Raw genomic sequence first — 17,099 nt, forward strand, 5'->3', positions numbered from 1 at the left:
GGCCGGAATGACCCAGCGTTACATTTGCAGGCTGGCGCACGCAAGCTTTGCCTCGGCACATTATCAGGAGCAGGGTGCCGGGCCTTGCCCTGAATGCGACAGCCGGCCAACGGTCCGCGCCATTCCCGCGTGATGAAAAACTGCCGGTTCCCAGCAGCTTGCTCGAAAGATTCCAGTTATGGGAAGGAAATTGAATGCCGGGTCTTGACCTTCCCCTCGCTGGAACCCTCATATCCCTTGTCAAAGGACCAGAAGCGGCAGGATTCCGATGTCTGAACTTAGCAGGATTTCACTGAATATCACCGGCCTCAGCTGTGCGGGCTGTGCAGGGCGTGCTGAGCGAGCCTTGGCGGCGGTCGAAGGAGTGCAGAGCGCCTCCGTCAACCTTGCCAATGCCACCGGCCAGGTGGAGGCTGCCGCGGAGGTTCCGCTGATGGATCTGACCGGCGCTTTGGCCTCTGCGGGGTATCCGGCGGCAGAGGCGCAAGCTTCCCTGGTGGTCAGCGGCATGAGCTGCGCGTCCTGCGTGGGCCGGGTGGAACGGGCGCTGCTGGCGGTGCCGGGGGTGCTATCGGCCAGCGTGAACCTGGCGAATGAGACGGCACAAATCCGTTATTTAACCGGCATGGCCCGTGCCGCCGATCTCGCCCGCACATTGACGGATGCCGGCTACCCGGCCCGTCTCAGCGGTGTGGCAGAGGATGAAGCGGAGCAGGCCGGCCGCCGCAACGCGGATGAGATTTCCGCACTGGGCCGGCAGGTGCTGATCGCCGCGCTTCTGACACTGCCGGTGTTCCTGATCGAAATGGGCGGCCACATGGTCCCGGCGCTGCATCATTGGGTTATGGAAAATATAGGCAAGCAAAACAGCTACTTGTTGCAATTCGCCCTGACTACTGCGGTGCTGGCCGGGCCGGGCCGGCAATTCTATGCTAAGGGCTTTCCGGCCTTGCTCCGCGGCGCTCCCGACATGAACGCGCTGGTGGCGCTGGGAACCTCCGCGGCATATGGGTTCTCGGTGATTTCCACCTTCGCGCCCAGGCTGCTGCCCGCGGGCACCGCCAATGTCTATTACGAGGCGGCGGTGGTGATCGTCGCCCTTATTCTCACGGGCCGCTTCCTGGAGGCCCGCGCCAAGGGCCGCACCGGCGCCGCGATCCGCAAGCTGGCCGGGCTGCAGCCGAAAACCGCCATGGTGGTCTCGGGCGGGGATGCAATTGAAACTCCGGTGGAAGAAATCGGCCCAGGCGACCTGATCCGCGTCCGTCCGGGAGAGCGCATCGCGGTGGACGGCGAGATCACCTCCGGCAGCTCTTACATCGACGAAAGCATGATCAGCGGTGAGCCGGTGCCCGTCGCCAAGTCCCGCGGTGATGAAGTGACGGCGGGCACCATCAACGGCAATTCTGCGCTGGAATTCCGGGCCACCCGCGTTGGCCGCGACACAGTACTGGCGCAGATCATCCGCATGGTTGAGCAGGCGCAGGGCGCCAAGCTGCCGGTGCAAGGGCTGGTCGACCGTATCACCCTGTGGTTCGTACCCGCAGTGATCGCGGTTGCGGCGCTGACCGTGCTGGTGTGGTCTCTGCTCGGCCCTGCGCCCGCCCTGCCGCTGGCCCTGGTGGCCGGTGTTTCGGTGCTGATTATCGCCTGCCCCTGCGCCATGGGGCTAGCGACGCCGACTTCTATCATGGTCGGCATCGGCCGCGCGGCGCAGATGGGGGTTCTGTTCCGCAAGGGCGATGCGCTGCAGCACTTGCAGGAAGTGCGCGTGGTGGCGCTCGACAAGACCGGCACATTGACTGAGGGCCGGCCGTTGCTGACCGAATTGATTTGCGCCAAAGGATTCACCCGCGAGGAGGTGCTGCGCCTGACCGGCGCCGCTGAGGCGCAGTCGGAACACCCCATCGCCCGCGCCGTCACGGCAGCGGCAGGCAAGGGGCTGCCCGAACCCGATACGTTTGAAGCAATCCCGGGCTATGGCCTGCGCGCCGAGGTCGAGGGCCGCGTGGTGCTGGCCGGTGCCGCCCGGCTGATGGCGCGCGAAGGCATTGCGCTTGGCCCGCTGGAGGCGGAGGGGCTGAAACTGGCGGAGCGCGGCGAAACCCCGCTTTTCGCCGCCGTTGACGGCCAGGCGGCGGCGGTGATTGCGGTGGCGGATCCGGTCAAGCCGGGTACCCCGGCGGCAATCAAAGCCTTTCATGACCAAGGATTGAAGGTGGCAATGATCACCGGTGATGCTTTGGCGACGGCGCAGGCGATTGCCGCGCGGCTGGGTATTGATGCAGTGAAAGCCGAATGCCTGCCTGCTGATAAGGTTGCCGCGATCCAGGAGCTGCAGGCAGAGCATGGCGCGCTGGCATTTGTGGGCGACGGCATAAACGACGCCCCGGCGCTGGCGGCGGCGGATGCTGGAATTGCCATCGGCACCGGCACCGATGTGGCGATCGAGGCGGCGGATGTGGTGCTGGTCTCGGGTGATCTGCGCGGGGTGGTGAACGCGCTGACAGTCAGCCGCGCCACCATGCGCAACATCCGCCAGAACCTGGGCTGGGCTTTTGGCTATAACGTGCTGCTGGTACCGGTGGCGGCCGGGGTTCTGTACCCCCTTGGGGGGCCTCTTTTGTCGCCGGCACTTGCGGCAGGCGCAATGGCACTGTCGAGCGTGTTTGTTCTGTCCAATGCCCTGCGCTTGCGCCGCCTGAAACCGGCCATGGATGAAGGACAGGCCGGGCCGGCGGTCCTTGCGGCCGGCAAGCAGGAGGCGCGCGCATGAATATCGGAGATGTATCCCGCCGCTCCGGCCTGCCGGCCAAGACCATCCGCTATTACGAGGATATCGGCCTGATCAAACCGCATCGCAGCGCCAATGGCTATCGCTGCTTTGCCGAGACTGATCTGCATAAGCTGGCCTTTTTGGGCCGCGCCCGGGCGCTGGGTTTCACCATCGAGGACTGCCGTACCCTGATGGCGCTTTACGAGGACGAAACCCGCGCCAGCGCCGATGTGAAGCAGTTGGCGCTGGAGCATCTGGGCAAGATCGAGGAGAAGATCGCCGATCTGCAGGCGATGCGCGGCACATTGAGAGAGCTGGTCAAAGGCTGTGCAGGCGACAGCCGTCCGGATTGCCCGATTCTCAAGGACCTTTCCGGCGGGAGTTGACCGGCGCCAGTTGGCCGGCCCGGGCGGAAGGGGGGGCTCCCGCGCCCGCGGTTGCCCTGACGGGCCGCCTGGCGGCCTTGGGCGTGGCTTCGGCCCTGCGGCCCGAAGCGGGCGGCATCAGCCGGGCCGGAGTTCCAGGATCTTGCGGGCCTGCTGCCAGGTGGCGACAGGGCGTTCGTAGGTTTCGCAAAGCGCCGCTGCCCGCCTCACCAGCGCGGCATTGGAGGGCGCAAGGGTGTCGCGGTCGAGCCGCATATTGTCCTCCAGCCCGGTGCGGGTATGGCCGCCCGCGGCGATTGACCATTCATTGACCAGGATCTGCCCCGGCCCGACACCGGCGCCGCACCACTGGGCCTCCGGCGCCAGCCGCTGCATGGTTTTGACGTAGTAGTCGAACACGTCCCTGTCGACCGGCATCGCGTTCTTAACGCCCATCACGAACTGCACGTAAAGCGTGCCGGCAATGCGCCCCTCCCGGTTCATTTTTACCGCCTGATGTATGTGCGACAGGTCAAAGGCCTCGATCTCGGGCTTCACCTCATGCGCACGCATCTCCGAGGCCAGCCAGTCCACCAGATCGGGTGCGTTTTCATAAACCCGCGCCGGGAAATTGTTCGATCCCACCGACAACGAGGCCATGTCGGGGCGCAGGGGCAGCATGCCGCCGCGCTCGTGTCCGGCGCCGGAGCGGCCGCCGGTCGACAGCTGCACGATCATGCCGGGGCAGTGTTTGTGCAGGCCTTCCATCAGGCGGGCGAACCGTTCCGGGTCCGAGGTCGGCGTCTGGTCGTCGTTGCGCACATGGCAATGAGCGATGGAGGCGCCGGCTTCAAACGCCTCCTGAGTGCTTTCGATCTGCTCGGCGATGGTGACGGGCACTGCAGGGTTGTTTTTCTTGGTCGGAACCGAGCCGGTGATGGCCACGCAGATGATGCAGGGTTTACTCATGATTGCTCCCCTTCAGATGTCGAAGAACACTGTTTCATCGTCGCCCTGCAGGCGGATGTCGAAGCGGTGGATTGCCAAACCGTCCCGCTCGCTGCGCCTGGCAATCAGAGTGGCGCGGCGGCGCTCCCATTCTATCACATTCAGCACGGGGTCGGTGGCATTGGCCTCTGCCTCGTCCTCAAAGTAGACCCGCGTGTTCAGCCCCACATTGATGCCGCGCGCCACAATCCACAGGTTGATATGCGGCGCCATCATCTGGCCGCCCCGGCCCATGACCGGGCCGGGTTTCACGGTGCCGAACCCCCATTCTCCGGTCTCAAAATCGGAGATCACCCGGCCCCAGCCGCGAAAACCGTCCTCAACCGTGCCGCCATGTTCGGGGTGGGCATAGATGCCGTTCGCATTGGCCTGCCAGACCTCCAGCAGCACGTCCTTGACCGGCGAGCCAGTGCCGTCGATGACCATGCCCTCGACCCGGATGTGCTCGCCCTTGGCGTTAGGCCCGGCAATGTCCCAGCCAAGTTCCTGATCATAGATCTCAAATCCCGCAGCGCCGGGAGCGAGGCCGATATGGACATAAGGCCCGGCGGTTTGCGAAGGGGTTTCTTTCAGATAATCAAAACGCTGACGCATCAATTCCCCTCCAGCCGGTTTTCAAACAGGGTGGACCGCCGTCCGCGCAGCACGATGTCAAAGCGGTAGGCGATGGTGTCGAGCGGAATGGTTGCATTCATGTCGAGCCGCGCGATCAGCATCTGCACCGCCTCCGGGTCCGGAATGGTGTTCACAATCGGACAGCGGGCGATCAGCGGGTCGCCCTCGAAATACAGCTGGGTGATCAGCCGTTGGGCAAAGCCGGTGCCAAAGACCGAGACATGGATATGCGCGGGCCGCCAGTCGTTCACCCGGTTGCGCCAGGGGTAGGCGCCGGGTTTCACGGTGCGGAAATGATAGTGGCCATTTTCATCCGTCAGGACCCGCCCGCAACCGCCGAAATTCGGATCCAGTGCGCCCAGATAGCTGTCCTTCTTGTGCCGGTAGCGGCCAGAGGCGTTGGCCTGCCAGATCTCTACCAGCGTATTCGGCACCGGCCGTGCGTTTTCATCCAGCACCCGGCCATGCACGATGATGCGCTCACCGATCGGGCTTTCACCGGGCTGGGCAAAGTTGGCCAGCAGGTCATTGTCGGTAGCGGCGATGTCGTTGTGGCCAAACGCCGGGCCGGTGATCTCGCTGGCGGTGTTTTCCAGGCTGATCAGCGGGTATTGCGGCGCACGGGTGACCGAGGTTTTGTAGTCCTGCGACAGGGCAGGCGGGTGCCATCGGCGGTCCCTTTGGTAGAACTCCCCGGGTTGCGGCTTGGTCATGGGGTTTCCCCTCCCTCGCTTTCCATTTCGGCATAGGTTTGCTTGGCCAGCTTCAGGGCACGGTTCGCGCACGGCACCCCGGCATAGATGGCCACATGCTGGAAGGCTTCCAGCACATCTTCCTGGCTGGCGCCGGTGCGGGCGGTGGCGCGGATGTGCATCGGAATCTCGTCGAAATTCCCAGTGGCAGCCAGCAGTGCCAGTGTCAGTATGGACCGGTCCCGCAGCGAAATCCGGTCAGAGGCCCAGACCGTGCCCCAGGCAGCTTCGGTGATCAGCTCCTGAAAGGGGGCGTCCAGCGCGGTTTTGGCGGCTTCGGCGCGCTCCACATGGGCGTCGCCAAGCACCTTGCGCCTGATTTGCATGCCTTGGCTGTACCGGTTCTGCTGCGTCATCCTGGTCTCCCCGTGCTGGATAAAGTATCGCATACCGGAGCTGATCTGTATAATCTTGAAACATACATGCAATCATAACCGGAGTGATATGCGGCTATCGTCTTCATTGAAGCTGCGCCATCTTGAGGTGTTCGTCGAAGTGGCCCGCAAGATGAGCGTCACCCAGGCGGCCGCGGCCTTGGGCATGACCCAGCCCGCGGTGACACGGGCACTGCGCGAACTGGAGGAAGTTTGCGGCAAGCCGCTTGTCGAAAAGCATGGCCGCGGTATCCGGCTCAGCGGGTATGGCGAGCTGTTCCGGGACCATGCCGGGCGCAGCCTGGCGCTGGCACGCGACGGGGTGGCGCTGTTGCGCGGCCTGGACGCGGCAGATGGACCGCTGGTTTCCATTGGCGCACTGCCCACCGTCGCCGCCGATCTGGTCCCTGACACGCTGGCGCAACTGCGCGGCGGCGGCGCGCCGGGGCGGTTCATGGTGATGTCCGGGGGCAATCAGTACCTGATCGACCAGCTGCGCCGCGGCGGGCTTGATTTGGTGGTTGGCAGGATGCCTGCGCCGGAAGCCATGGCGGGTGTGGAATTCGACCCGCTGTACCGCGAGCGGGTGGCCGTTGTTGTCGCGCGGGACCATCCTTTGGCCGGCGCCGTGCATGTGCCGCCTACAGCATTTGAGGACTACCCGGTGCTGATGCCGTCTGAAGGATCGATAATCCGGCCGATGGTCGAGCGGATGTTTCTTGAGCAGGGGCTGGCACTGCCCAGGTTTCCGATCGAAACCGTTTCCGCCACATTCGGAAGGCGCTTTGTCCTGGCGCATCAGGCGATCTGGATCATCAGCCACGGTGTGGTGCGGCCGGAGCTGGAGGCTGGCAGCATGGCAGCGCTGCCCTTGAATACGGACAGCACCCTTGGCCCCGTGGGTCTGTGTGTCCGGCGGGAGCACCGGCTTTCGGCCGCCGCACAGCGGTTTTGTGCCGCCCTGCGCAGGGCTTGCACCGCGCAGGGGCTGGCCTAGGTGCCGCCAGTACTCCGGCATGCCGGGTTGCGGCATCGCCGAGTGTTTCCCTTAGTGCCGTGATGAAGTAATATTCATCAAACACAATTTATGCATTTGATTGCGCGGCGATAGGGAAAGGAAACGGTATGGGGTTCACCAGGCGTGAATTTGGCTTGTCGGCTGCAGCGGGGCTGGCTGCTGCTGCTGTTCCCGGCTGGGCTTCGGCGCGGATCAATTTGGGCAACAAGCGGATTGAGACAGTTTCAGACGGGTATCTCACTCTGCCGCCGGAGTTTCTGTTTGACGGGCTTGAACCGGACGCTTTGCAGCAGGCGTTGGAGCAGTACGGGCTTGCAGCCGGGCCGCTGAAGCCGGAGGTGAATGTAACGCTGCTGCGCGAAGAAGGCAGAGTTGTCCTGTTCGATGCCGGCGCTGGGCCGGGGTTTCAGGATAGTGCGGGAAATCTGTCTGGCGCGCTGGATGTTCTTGGCGTCACACCTGACCAGGTGACGCATGTGGTCTTTACACATTGCCATCCGGATCACCTGTGGGGGGTGCTGGATGATTTTGACGATCTGCTGTTCCCTGGCGCGGCCTATCTGATGGGGCAGGGAGAATGGGATTACTGGTTCGACCCGGAGACTGCAGACAGTATCGGCAGCAACAGGACAGCCATGGCCATTGGGGCCCGGCGCCGGATGGAGCAGTTGGAAGACAAGGTGCAGCTTTTCCCGGACGGCGAGGAGATCCTGCCGGGTGTCGCAGCTCATGCCACGCCAGGCCACACGCCGGGGCATATGTCATTTGAAGTCCGGGATGGCAGTAACAGTGTCCTGGTTCTAGGGGATGCAGTGGGTAATCATCATGTGAGCTTTGCTGACCCTGGCAGGCCGGTTGGTGCCGACCAGGAGCCGCAAACGGCTGCTGCGACACGTATGCGTTTGCTGGACCGGCTTGCCACCGAGCAAATGCAGCTGATCGGCTATCATCTGCCTGGTGGCGGTATCGGGCGGGCAGAGCGCATTGGCAGCGGCTACCGCTTTGTGCCAGCGGTTTAGAAGCAGGTATCCAAACAACACAGGCTGAGGGGTGAGGGCTTGAAAATCGATACCGGCAGTCAGTCCCGTTGTTCCAATGGGATAATGAATTACAGTTTTTGCGTGTGTGGTTGTTCTTTTTAGCAGATCAGGTCATGGTTGTTGCAAAGGACCTGCACTGCTGCACTAAAGCAGGCTGCTGCATGTGGTCAGTTTGCGATGCCATGTCGTGCGCACAGTTATGATCGCCCTCAGATATGCCCGAAGGTTGTCAGGCGTTGCTTTTGAAATGAATTGCGAAGTTAATGCAATCAGTAATTGCAAAACATATTGCGGCAATGCAATGTAACGTTACTTTAATTTCAAGTGCGACGCGGATTTTTGTGGGGTTTACGGATGACTGTCCTTCTGAAGATATGTCGGTTTGGCGCGTTTGGCGTCTTTCACGCAGATGGAACCAATGTTCAGCTTGGGGCGAAACATCAGGCGCTGCTGGCGCTTTTGTCCTCAGCTGATGGCGGGATCCGCACGCGGGCGTTTCTGGAGAAGACCTTGTGGTGCCTGGCGCAGCCCGAACAGGCAAAGGCAAGCCTGCGGACAGCCTTGTCGACGCTGCGTCGGCATCTGGGCCCCGAAGCGGCCAAGCTGCTGTATGCAAACCGGGAGCGGGTTATCCTCGACCTGACCCGGGTGGAGTTGGACAGTTGCGCAGGCAATGCGGTTTTCATGGAAGGGTTTGAACTGCCTCATGAGACCGCTTTTAACGCTTGGCTGAACGAAGCCCGGGCGGAGTTCGCCCGTGGTGCTGCCCGGCCTGGACCGCAGGCAGGAACATCGCCAGGCCGTGTTATCCTGGATGGGCTGCTGCCTTCGATTGCGGTGCTGCCCTTTGTGCATCGTGCCCCTGGCGACGCGGTTGTGCCGCTGGGATCGCTGATGTCTGAAGAATTGTCACGGTACTTGTCGCGCAGCTGGGCGTTTTCGGTCACCTCCTATCTGGCCTCGCGCCAGTTTGATCCGGAAACAGTGCGTCCAGCCGAAGTGTCTTCGGTCGCGGGCGTGGATTACTTGGTGTCGGGCACCGTCAGCTGCGACGGCAACCGGTTCCGGGTTGAGATCGATCTGCATGATGCAGTCCGCGAAAAAGTAATCTGGTCGCGCAGTTTCGAGGGCAGCAAAGGCAGCCTGATGGAGGGCCGCAGTGCCGTGCTGCGCAATGCCACCCAGCAAATCGGACAGACCGCTGCGGGCGAAGCTGTCCGGCTGGCGGGCTTCAAGCCGCTGTCCACCCTGGAAAGCCATACCCTGTTGATGGCGGCGATTTCGCTGATGCAGGAAATGGACGCGCGCAAATTCCAGCAAGCACATGAAATCCTGTCGCATCTGCTTGAACGGGAGCCAAAACATGTGCTGCCGCTGACCTGGATGGGATTCTGGCATGTGATGCGGGTTGAAAAGGGCTTGTCTCCGAACCGTGGAGAGGACAGCCGCCTGGCCAGCCGGATGGCAGAGGCCGCCATCGAAGCTGCACCGGGTTTCTCATTGGCTCATACGCTCAAGGGGCTTATCTCCAGCCATCTGACGTTCCGCTTCGATCTGGCACAAGACGCCTATGACCTTGCGCTGCGCGACAATCCAAACGAAGCGCTGGCGCTGCTTTTGAAAGGGGCGACGCTGGCCTATCAGGACATGCCGGATGAGGCGGTGCAAATGACCGACGCGGCCCGGCGGCTGACGCCTTTAGGGCCGCAGCGGTACTATTTTGATGCGCTCTCGGCCCTGGCGTATTTGTCTGCCCGCAACTTTGCCCGTGCCATTGAACTTTCCGAGCGGTCGCTTGAAGCCAAGGGCGCCTTTCCAGTGCCGCTGCGGTCCAAGGCGATCGCCCTGCAAATGTCCGGCCGGGGTGCTGAAGCCCGCAGCACAGTCCAAAAACTGCTTGAGGCCGCGCCGGAGTTCTGCCTGTCGCAGTTCCAGCGCGACAATCCTGCAGCGATGAGCCCGGCGGGACAGGAATGGGCTTCTGCCTTGCGGCAGGCGGGCGTACCGGAGTAGCCGGTCAAGCGATTGTGCAAAAGCCACGGTGACGCTGTGTAACTTGTATTCCAAAAATATCTTTTCTGCAGGAAGCAGTTGTGCGTGCTAGGCTTTGCCGGAACCAGCAGCAAATCGGGCAGTTTGGCCCTGAACCAAGGTCTAGGAGGCGGAGTGCCAGAAAATCTGTCTTTCGAACGCCGGTTTTCGGAATACGGCCCGGGCGTGCAGCCCGAGGAGCGGACGCAAGAGATCCTGGACGTTGTTGAGGATTTCATGCACCGCTGGGGTTATTCGGTGCAAAACCTTATCGGTGCCGATCTGACGGTTGAGCATTTGGGCGGCGGGCCAAGCGAGGTGCCGGATCTGATCTTCAGAATGGCAGCGCTGGACTACTTCGAGATTGTCATCCGCAGCGGCAGCGGGGCCGTCAGCTATGGCGGCTGGTTGACAGGCACCTTGCCGGTTACTGTCTCGGGCCAGCAGGTGAATGGCCGTCCGGTGTTGCTGACCACGTGCCGCGAGGGCGGGCAGATCCGGCATATATTTGATCCGCTTTCCGGTTACCGGCCTGTTACCGAAACCACAAATTTGCCCCTGCACGCGGCGCGCCGTCTCTCCGGAGAGATCTGACCGGTAGTGTTGAAGCGGCCTTTGCAGCGGGCTGCTTTCACTGCCAGTCGATAAAATTCAACAGATTTCCCGATTACCGCTCATATTTTTTTTACATTCTTGCGTCCCTTTTGTTTGGGAGATGCGGGCAGCTGTGCGGCAGCGGCCCTGCACCATTGAATGCCTGACCGGCCGATAACGGCGGTGAGGCCGGCTGCTAGTCCGGTCTTGGCACGGAATATGGGCGGATGCCTTGGGTGATACTATGACTGCAAAGAAAAAACTTCCCGCCAAGCGCGGTTTCCGATTGTTTTCCAGCATTGGCGCAAAAATCACGCTGATCCTGATGGCAATGGGGGCTGCTATTGCTGTTGGCGGTGTCATGGTTACGCTGGTCTTTTCCCAGACCGGCCGCCAAATGGAGGTTTTGACGGAACAGAAGGTGCCCCGGCTGGAGCTGAGCGGCCGTCTTGTCAAGGCGGGAAGCCGGGCAAAGGATGCGATGATCGCGGTCTTGCAAGCTGGATCAGTTGACGAGCTGGTCCAGGCCGAGACTGAGGCGGTTGCAGCGATTGCGCATCTTGAAAACAGCCTGGCTGAACTGCCTGCGGCAGAGCGGGCCATGTTTAGGCCGGAGGCGGACGCGGCCTCCGAAATGCTCAGCAATCTGATCGCGGCCCGCAAAAGCGCCTTTCGAAACCAGGCCTGGATCGACTCCCAGACCGGCAGCCTGCAGACTCTTAGCCAAACGGTGCAGGAAAAGCTTGTGCAGGTCGCGTCGGAGGCCAGCGACAGTTTGATGGCAGGCGGCGAAGACACAATCGGCCAGGTTGATGAGGTCCTCAAAAACCTGGTTGAGCAACAGTTCGGCAGCTTGCAAGCGCTGCTGGAAGCCCGCGCTGATATCAGCATTTTGTCCGGTGCGGCACTGGCGCTGGGCCACGTGCGCGACGTGCCCACCAAGCGGGCGCTCAAGAAAATGGCGAATGACGCTTTGAGCCGGCTGGAGCCGGTCATGGGGCGGCTGGAAGAGCTGGGCCTGGATACATTCAGGGCCAAAAAGGTCCGCGCGGGTGTGGAGCTGTTCCGCTATACCCTTACCGCTAGCCGTAAGGAGCTGAAGGACAGCCGCAAGGAAGTTCTGAGCGCCCGCAATGCCAGCGTGCGCCCGCTGACCCAGGCGATGGAGCGTATGGTGTTCACCCTGTCTGTTGCGGCAACCCAGGCCAGCTCTGATAACCGGTCGGCGATCCAGGGGCTGCTGGACAACCAGGTCGGCGTGCTGCAGCAGCTGCTGGAGATCAATGGCTGGATCAGTGCCTTCCAGGTGGCGGCGCTGGATGTGGCGGCTGCGCATGATATTGATGCCGCAGATGCCGCTGCTGCCCCGCTTCAGGACGCTGCCAAGGCGCTGCAGGGTTATGCCGGTTTCAATAACGGGGTATTTGCACAGGAGCTTAAGGACCTGGTTGGCCTGGCCGATCCGTCGGAGGGATTGCCGGTCTTCAAGGTGGCGTCGCTGGAGGCCACAGCTGCGGCTGCTGCGGCGTCGCAGGCTACTGTGGATGCGGTGCTGGAATTTGCACATCACGCAACCAGTCTTGGGGCCGAAAGCCGACTGGAAATCGCGTCCATTGCCGGCGGTCTTGCGGCTGAGGTGAAGGCAGCGCAGCAACAGCTGCAAATCCTGGCGGCTGTGGCTGCCGGTGTCTTCCTGGCGTCTCTGTTTTTGACCCGGATCCTTATTCTGCACCCTCTGGCTGATATCAGCGGCACAACCGAACGGCTGGCTGCCGGCAATCTGCGCCCGGTAACAGGGTACGACCGGTCGAGTGATGAAATCTTCCGGATTGCCACGGCGCTCTCGGTGTTTCGCGACGGGCTGGTGGAGAAAGCAGAAGTCGAGGCCGCAGCGGATGCGGAACGTGACGCCCGCCTGGCAGAGCAGACGGCGGCAGTGACGGCCATTGGCGAGGGTCTGGAGCAGCTGTCGCAGGGCGATCTGACAGCCCGGATCCACGGGGAAATGGGCGAGGGCTATACCAAGCTGCGGGATGATTTCAATGCGGCGCTGGAAAAACTGGAGGCGTCGGTCAGCAGCCTTAGCACCAGCGGCCAGTCGATTGCCGGCGGCAGCACCGAAATCTCCTCGGCCTCCCGCGATCTGTCCGAACGCTCGGAGCGAACTGCGCAGACACTGGCAGGCACGGCTGCTGCCGTGAACCAGCTCTCGGTTTCCATTGCCGGCACCGCCCAGGCCTCGGGGGAGGCGTCCGCCTCTGTTGAAGCGGCACGCGAGAATGCCAGCGCCAGTATTGAGGTGGTGAAGCGGACCTACAGCGCAATGGAAGCAATCAAGGAAAGCTCAGAAAAAATCTCACGGATCATCGGCATGATTGAGGCGATTGCCCAGCAGACCAACCTTCTGGCGCTGAATGCCGGGGTCGAGGCGGCACGTGCCGGCACTGTTGGCAAGGGCTTTGCGGTGGTGGCCTCGGAAGTGCGGACCTTGGCGCACCGGTCGAAAGAAGCTGCGACTGAAATTTCGGCTCTGGTGGATGAAGCCGGCCAGAATGTCGAACTTGGTGCGGATCTGGTTGAACAGACCCGCACGGCAATTGGTGAAATCTCCGCCTCTGTCGACAGCGCAGCAGATCTGATGAAAACTATTTCCCAGGCCTCTTCAGAGCAATCCGGCAGCCTGCAGGAGATCAATTCGGCAATGTCCAATCTTGACGATGCCACCACCCGCAATGCGGCCCTGTTCGAAGAGGTCACCTCCTCAAGCCTGGGTCTGTCCAAAGAAGCGCAGGCCATGGCCGGGGCCATCGGCGCCTTCAGGACAAATTCAGAGTCCGAGGCGGTTTCAGGTAGTCTGGAACAGGAAGATCCCTGGAGGCTGCAAGCCTGACAATCTGCGGCCTGCCGGCTGGCCGGGGTTTTGTGCCTGCCCCGTTACCTGTTGCGCAGCCTGCGCATGCCTTCGCTGGCGATGCCCTGCAGCTTTGCCCCCCAGCCATAGTGCCGGCTGGCCAGCACGGCGCCGATACCGTTATAGAAATCCAACCGGGCATGGATCTTGCCGGCAGCTTGCTTGATCTTCCTGACAACCGGAGAGCTATCCGCCAGGCCAAAGGTTCTGGCATCCGCAAGTCGCTGCTCTAAGACGGCTAGGTGCCCTTTCAGCATTCGCGCCCGGCGCTCCTGATTGGTCAGAGTGCTGATCTTCTTGGTCAGCTGGGCTGAGATGCCGACGTCTTCTTTGTAGGTCACCAGCTTCTCGGGAATATAGTGCAGGCCGTCCTCCAGCAGGGCGCGGAAGCCGAGGATCAGGTCCTCATAGGCACGGTCTTTGGGAAAGCCGCCGTATTTGCGATAGAGGTCTTTGTGCCATGCAGCAGTTGCCCCCAGGTAGAGCGAAAAGGCCGTGGCCGCATCCTCGGTGCTGAAGTCCTTGTAGAACAGGGCGCGGCGGTAGGCGTTCTCGCCGGGTTCTCCGTCCGGGCCGACGGTTTCCGCATCCGAATAGAGCAGTTTGGCGCCGGTTTCCCGGTGGCTGTCGATAACCCGCTGTGCACGGTTGGGGGCATTGCGGTCATCGCCGGCGGTCCAGATCATCAGGTCGGAGGTGGCGAGGGAGATAGCATGTTCGATATGCCGATTGACGCCCATATTGGTTTCGTTCCGCCGGGCCACAACCCTGTGCGGACCGGAATAGGTGCCGGCCAGCTGCTTGATCTTCTCAAACGTTCCGTCGGCGGAGGCATCATCCGAGATGATGATCTCGATCGGATCGCAATTCTGGTCCAGCAAGGACTGCACCGCTTCGGCGATAGTGTCTTCCTGGCAATAGGACAGCAGGATGAAACTGGCGGCGGGAGTCTGTGTCATTGCTTGTCCTTTTATTCCGCCGGCCGCCTCCTCTGTCAGAGGTCCGGACGGCAGAAGCGTTCGTCAGATGAGTTGCCAGCGGTACTGCTGATACACCGTGCTGCGGGCGCCGAACATCTCTTTCTGCCGGGCCAGGCCGGTATTCAGTTCCCGCCCCTGATCAGTGGTGGATATGCCAAAGTCAAACCATGTCCTGCCGGTAAAAACAGCGTCCAGCAAGTGGTGGACGATCATGTCGACACCGCCTTTCTGCCGGCCTGGGGCAGACGAGGCGATATATTGCACGTGCACGGTCTGGCCGCAGTCAAAGATCACCAGGGCGGAGATCATCTGATCACTGTCAAAGGCGCCGAACATCCGGACCCGATCAGGAAAACGGCCCGCAAGCAGCCGGATCTCCGCCTCGCTATGCACAGGCCGCGCATTATGCCGGTCGTCCAGAACTTGGGTAAGCAAAGCCCAGCAGGCGCTCCAATCGGTGCTTTCGCGGATTTCCAGACCGGCCTTGCGCGCCTTGCGCAGCCCGTCTTTTTTGCCGCTGCCAAAGGGCAGGCGGTGCGGTACTGCGATGGTGGCTGACACATCCGTGCGTACAACCTGCGCGCCTTGCCGGAACAGCGCATAGATGTCTTCATCGGCCGGCTGGCGGTGATAGATATAGGGGATGGCTTTGTAGTTCACTTCGGTGAACTCGGCGGGGCGCAGATAGGCGGCAAGCGCGTCAAAAACCATAAGCATGCGCTCCGCACTCATCTTGGTGCCGGAAATCACCCCGCCATAGGTCAGCCCGCCATGGGAATTCAGCGCCGTGCCATCGGCATTGGCTGGCAGCACCGCCAGCAGCTTGCCATCTTCATGGATCATCAAAGAATGATCCTGAAACCGGTCGGCGTGATAGTCCATGAACCCGCGCTGCAGCAGAAAGGTGCCGTTTTTCGACACCTTCAGGAAATCGTCCCAGTGGCTGGCGTTTTCAGCTGCGTAGCGCTGTACCTCAATCGCCACGAGTCAATCCTCAAACATGGCAACACCCACGCCGGTCGCGCCCATGTTGTTGCCGTTGTAAAACAGAAAGCTGCGGCCCTGGGTGGTGTCGATCCGTGCCGGATAACAGGTCATCTCGCCGTCCCAGGAACCTGCGGTGCCGCGCGGCAGTTCCTCGTCACTGGTCCGGGCAAAGCTAACCCCGTCAGGAGAGGTGAACCGGAAGCTGGCATATTGCTTTGACAGAGTGTCGGAGGTTGCGCGCAACTCCCATGATCCGTCCGGCAGCTGGTTCGCACGCGGGCGGCCGACGCGGTATTCCTCCGGGGCAGGGGGGATGATCCGCCGCGCGGTTGCGTTGTCAAAGCGCACGCCGTCTTCGCTGGTCAGCGTCCAGCAGTCATATTGCGGGAACAGCCGGCCGCCGATGTCCTGCCAGCCAAAGCCGCGGGATATCCAAGCCCGGTAGGAGCCATCGGGAAGCGTGGCGATAGAATGAAGCGCACCGATGAAGGCACCTTCGGGGCAGCGGTCGATGACCGGTGTCTGCTGCACCCGTTCGAAACTGTCGCCCCGGTCGCGGCTGATGGCCAGCCCGCTGAAGGCCAGGAACTTGGCTTTTTCCACCAGCTGAAACCCGACATAGTACAGCCGCAGCTCATCCTCTGCGACCTCCAGCACATCACCCAGGATCATGCCGTTGTCATCGAACATGCCTGGCGCCCCCAGCCCGATCGCCGGCTGTTCGGACACAGCCTTGACCTGCAGGGGGTCGGAGGCATCGACGTCCACCCAGCCAATCCGGCTGATCCCCTGATCATCCCGCATCCCTCCGAACAGACGGATGGTGTCCGCGTCCCGCTGCCAGGGGCAAGGTGTCATAAAGGAATGCCTAGCCCAGTCCTGGCTTCCGTCCGGGGCAAATACCAGCCCTTTCTTAACCCAGCCCATCTTACTGTTTGATCCGGAAATAGCGGTAGGAGGAAACTTTTGCAGGCTCGGCCGGGTTGCCGTTCAGGATCTGGCCCGGTGTGTCAAAGCTCTTGTTCACGGCGGCGGCCATGCCGACAAAGCTGTCCTCACCGATTTTCACGTTGTCCGCAAAGGTCGCATTGACCCCGACAAAGCTGCGTGCGCCGATATCGCAATAGCCCGAGACCACCACATGCGACGCCAGGAAACAGTGCTCGCGGATCCGGGTCTGGTGGCCGATATGGTTGCCCGACCACAGGACGCAGCCGCTTTCGATTTTGACGCCGTGCTGCACAACGTTGTTTTCAAAGATGAAAACATTGTCGCCCAGCTCTGCTGTGCGCCAAACCATGGCATGGGGGCTGATGAAGTTGGCCAGCGTGTAACCCTTGCTGCGGGCGATCTCGATCAGCCGTGCGCGGATCCGGTTCAGTTTGGTGGAGGTCACCGCCACATGCGCTTCAACCTCGGAGGCGGGGAACATGGTTTCCACGGTTTCCAGCGCGACCACAGGTAGGCCGAATTTCTCATCCTCGGTCAGAAACTCTGCCTCCACCGCAAAACCCGCGACCTCATAGTCGCTATCGACGGTAAAGTATTCATAGGCGATGTCGGCGAATTCACCCGCACCGATGATCAGTAGCTTTTTGCTCATGGGAGGGACGTTGTCCTTGATTGAGGCGGCGCTGTCGGCCGGCGC

At 61.8% G+C, this 17,099-nt stretch carries 15 protein-coding genes; 7 read left to right on the forward strand and 8 right to left on the reverse strand.

The genetic code is table 11. The annotated features are described in order from the left end of the window. The first annotated feature begins 268 nt into the window (after positions 1-268). Positions 269-2,776: a heavy metal translocating P-type ATPase gene (locus L1069_RS08755; RefSeq protein ID WP_237455395.1), complete on the forward strand. Its 2,508-nt coding sequence runs from the start codon at positions 269-271 to the stop codon at positions 2,774-2,776. Further along, positions 2,773-3,162, forward strand: a complete 390-nt coding sequence (cueR, locus tag L1069_RS08760; protein ID WP_129371874.1) for a Cu(I)-responsive transcriptional regulator — start codon at positions 2,773-2,775, stop codon at positions 3,160-3,162. The genes L1069_RS08755 and cueR overlap by 4 nt, the downstream gene beginning before the upstream one ends. A gap of 117 nt (positions 3,163-3,279) precedes the next feature. Here cueR and L1069_RS08765 read toward each other — a convergent pair whose 3' ends face one another. From L1069_RS08765 to pcaC, 4 genes are read right to left on the reverse strand one after another with little or no spacing between them, the layout of a single operon-like run. After that, complete coding sequence (locus L1069_RS08765; protein ID WP_129371873.1) at positions 3,280-4,110, reverse strand: 3-keto-5-aminohexanoate cleavage protein; 831 nt, start codon at positions 4,108-4,110, stop codon at positions 3,280-3,282. Positions 4,111-4,122: 12 nt separating this feature from the next. Next, a complete protein-coding gene (gene pcaG / locus L1069_RS08770) occupies positions 4,123-4,743 on the reverse strand; it encodes a protocatechuate 3,4-dioxygenase subunit alpha (protein WP_237455396.1) in 621 nt (206 codons plus the stop codon). Further along, positions 4,743-5,477 carry a protocatechuate 3,4-dioxygenase subunit beta gene (pcaH, locus tag L1069_RS08775; protein WP_237455397.1) on the reverse strand — a complete coding sequence of 245 codons (735 nt, stop codon included), beginning with the start codon at positions 5,475-5,477 and terminating at the stop codon, positions 4,743-4,745. Before pcaH ends, pcaG begins: the two co-directional genes overlap by 1 nt. Continuing rightward, entirely contained in the window at positions 5,474-5,872 is a 399-nt protein-coding gene (gene pcaC, locus L1069_RS08780) for a 4-carboxymuconolactone decarboxylase (RefSeq protein WP_237455398.1), read from the reverse strand. The genes pcaH and pcaC overlap by 4 nt, the downstream gene beginning before the upstream one ends. An 88-nt stretch (positions 5,873-5,960) precedes the next feature. Here pcaC and pcaQ point away from each other — a divergent pair, with 88 nt between their 5' ends. The 5 genes from pcaQ to L1069_RS08805 all read left to right on the forward strand — a co-directional run bounded on the left by pcaQ (position 5,961) and on the right by L1069_RS08805 (position 13,463). Further along, a complete protein-coding gene (pcaQ, locus tag L1069_RS08785; protein WP_237455399.1) occupies positions 5,961-6,887 on the forward strand; it encodes a pca operon transcription factor PcaQ in 927 nt (308 codons plus the stop codon). A gap of 128 nt (positions 6,888-7,015) precedes the next feature. After that, complete coding sequence (locus L1069_RS08790) at positions 7,016-7,927, forward strand: MBL fold metallo-hydrolase (RefSeq protein WP_237455400.1); 912 nt, start codon at positions 7,016-7,018, stop codon at positions 7,925-7,927. Between the two features lie 375 nt (positions 7,928-8,302). Then, on the forward strand, positions 8,303-9,961 hold the full coding sequence (locus L1069_RS08795) for a transcriptional regulator (RefSeq protein ID WP_129371867.1): 1,659 nt from the start codon (positions 8,303-8,305) through the stop codon (positions 9,959-9,961). A gap of 153 nt (positions 9,962-10,114) precedes the next feature. After that, on the forward strand, positions 10,115-10,573 hold the full coding sequence (locus tag L1069_RS08800) for a hypothetical protein (protein ID WP_129371866.1): 459 nt from the start codon (positions 10,115-10,117) through the stop codon (positions 10,571-10,573). Positions 10,574-10,817: 244 nt separating this feature from the next. Continuing rightward, on the forward strand, positions 10,818-13,463 hold the full coding sequence (locus L1069_RS08805; RefSeq protein WP_237455401.1) for a methyl-accepting chemotaxis protein: 2,646 nt from the start codon (positions 10,818-10,820) through the stop codon (positions 13,461-13,463). Between the two features lie 44 nt (positions 13,464-13,507). On the opposite strand, the gene L1069_RS08810 is transcribed toward L1069_RS08805, so the two are convergent. From L1069_RS08810 to L1069_RS08825, 4 genes are all read right to left on the reverse strand, one after another. Next, entirely contained in the window at positions 13,508-14,443 is a 936-nt protein-coding gene (locus L1069_RS08810; RefSeq protein WP_237455402.1) for a glycosyltransferase, read from the reverse strand. Between the two features lie 63 nt (positions 14,444-14,506). After that, on the reverse strand, positions 14,507-15,448 hold the full coding sequence (locus L1069_RS08815) for a GNAT family N-acetyltransferase (RefSeq protein ID WP_237455403.1): 942 nt from the start codon (positions 15,446-15,448) through the stop codon (positions 14,507-14,509). A gap of 3 nt (positions 15,449-15,451) precedes the next feature. Further along, positions 15,452-16,309: a hypothetical protein gene (locus L1069_RS08820; RefSeq protein ID WP_237455404.1), complete on the reverse strand. Its 858-nt coding sequence runs from the start codon at positions 16,307-16,309 to the stop codon at positions 15,452-15,454. A 70-nt stretch (positions 16,310-16,379) separates the two neighbouring features. Next, positions 16,380-17,054: an acetyltransferase gene (locus L1069_RS08825; RefSeq protein WP_134830430.1), complete on the reverse strand. Its 675-nt coding sequence runs from the start codon at positions 17,052-17,054 to the stop codon at positions 16,380-16,382. Between the last annotated feature and the right edge of the window lie 45 nt (positions 17,055-17,099).

The sequence above is a fragment of the Leisingera sp. MMG026 genome (assembly GCF_021654205.1).
Classification (GTDB): Bacteria; Pseudomonadota; Alphaproteobacteria; order Rhodobacterales; family Rhodobacteraceae; genus Leisingera.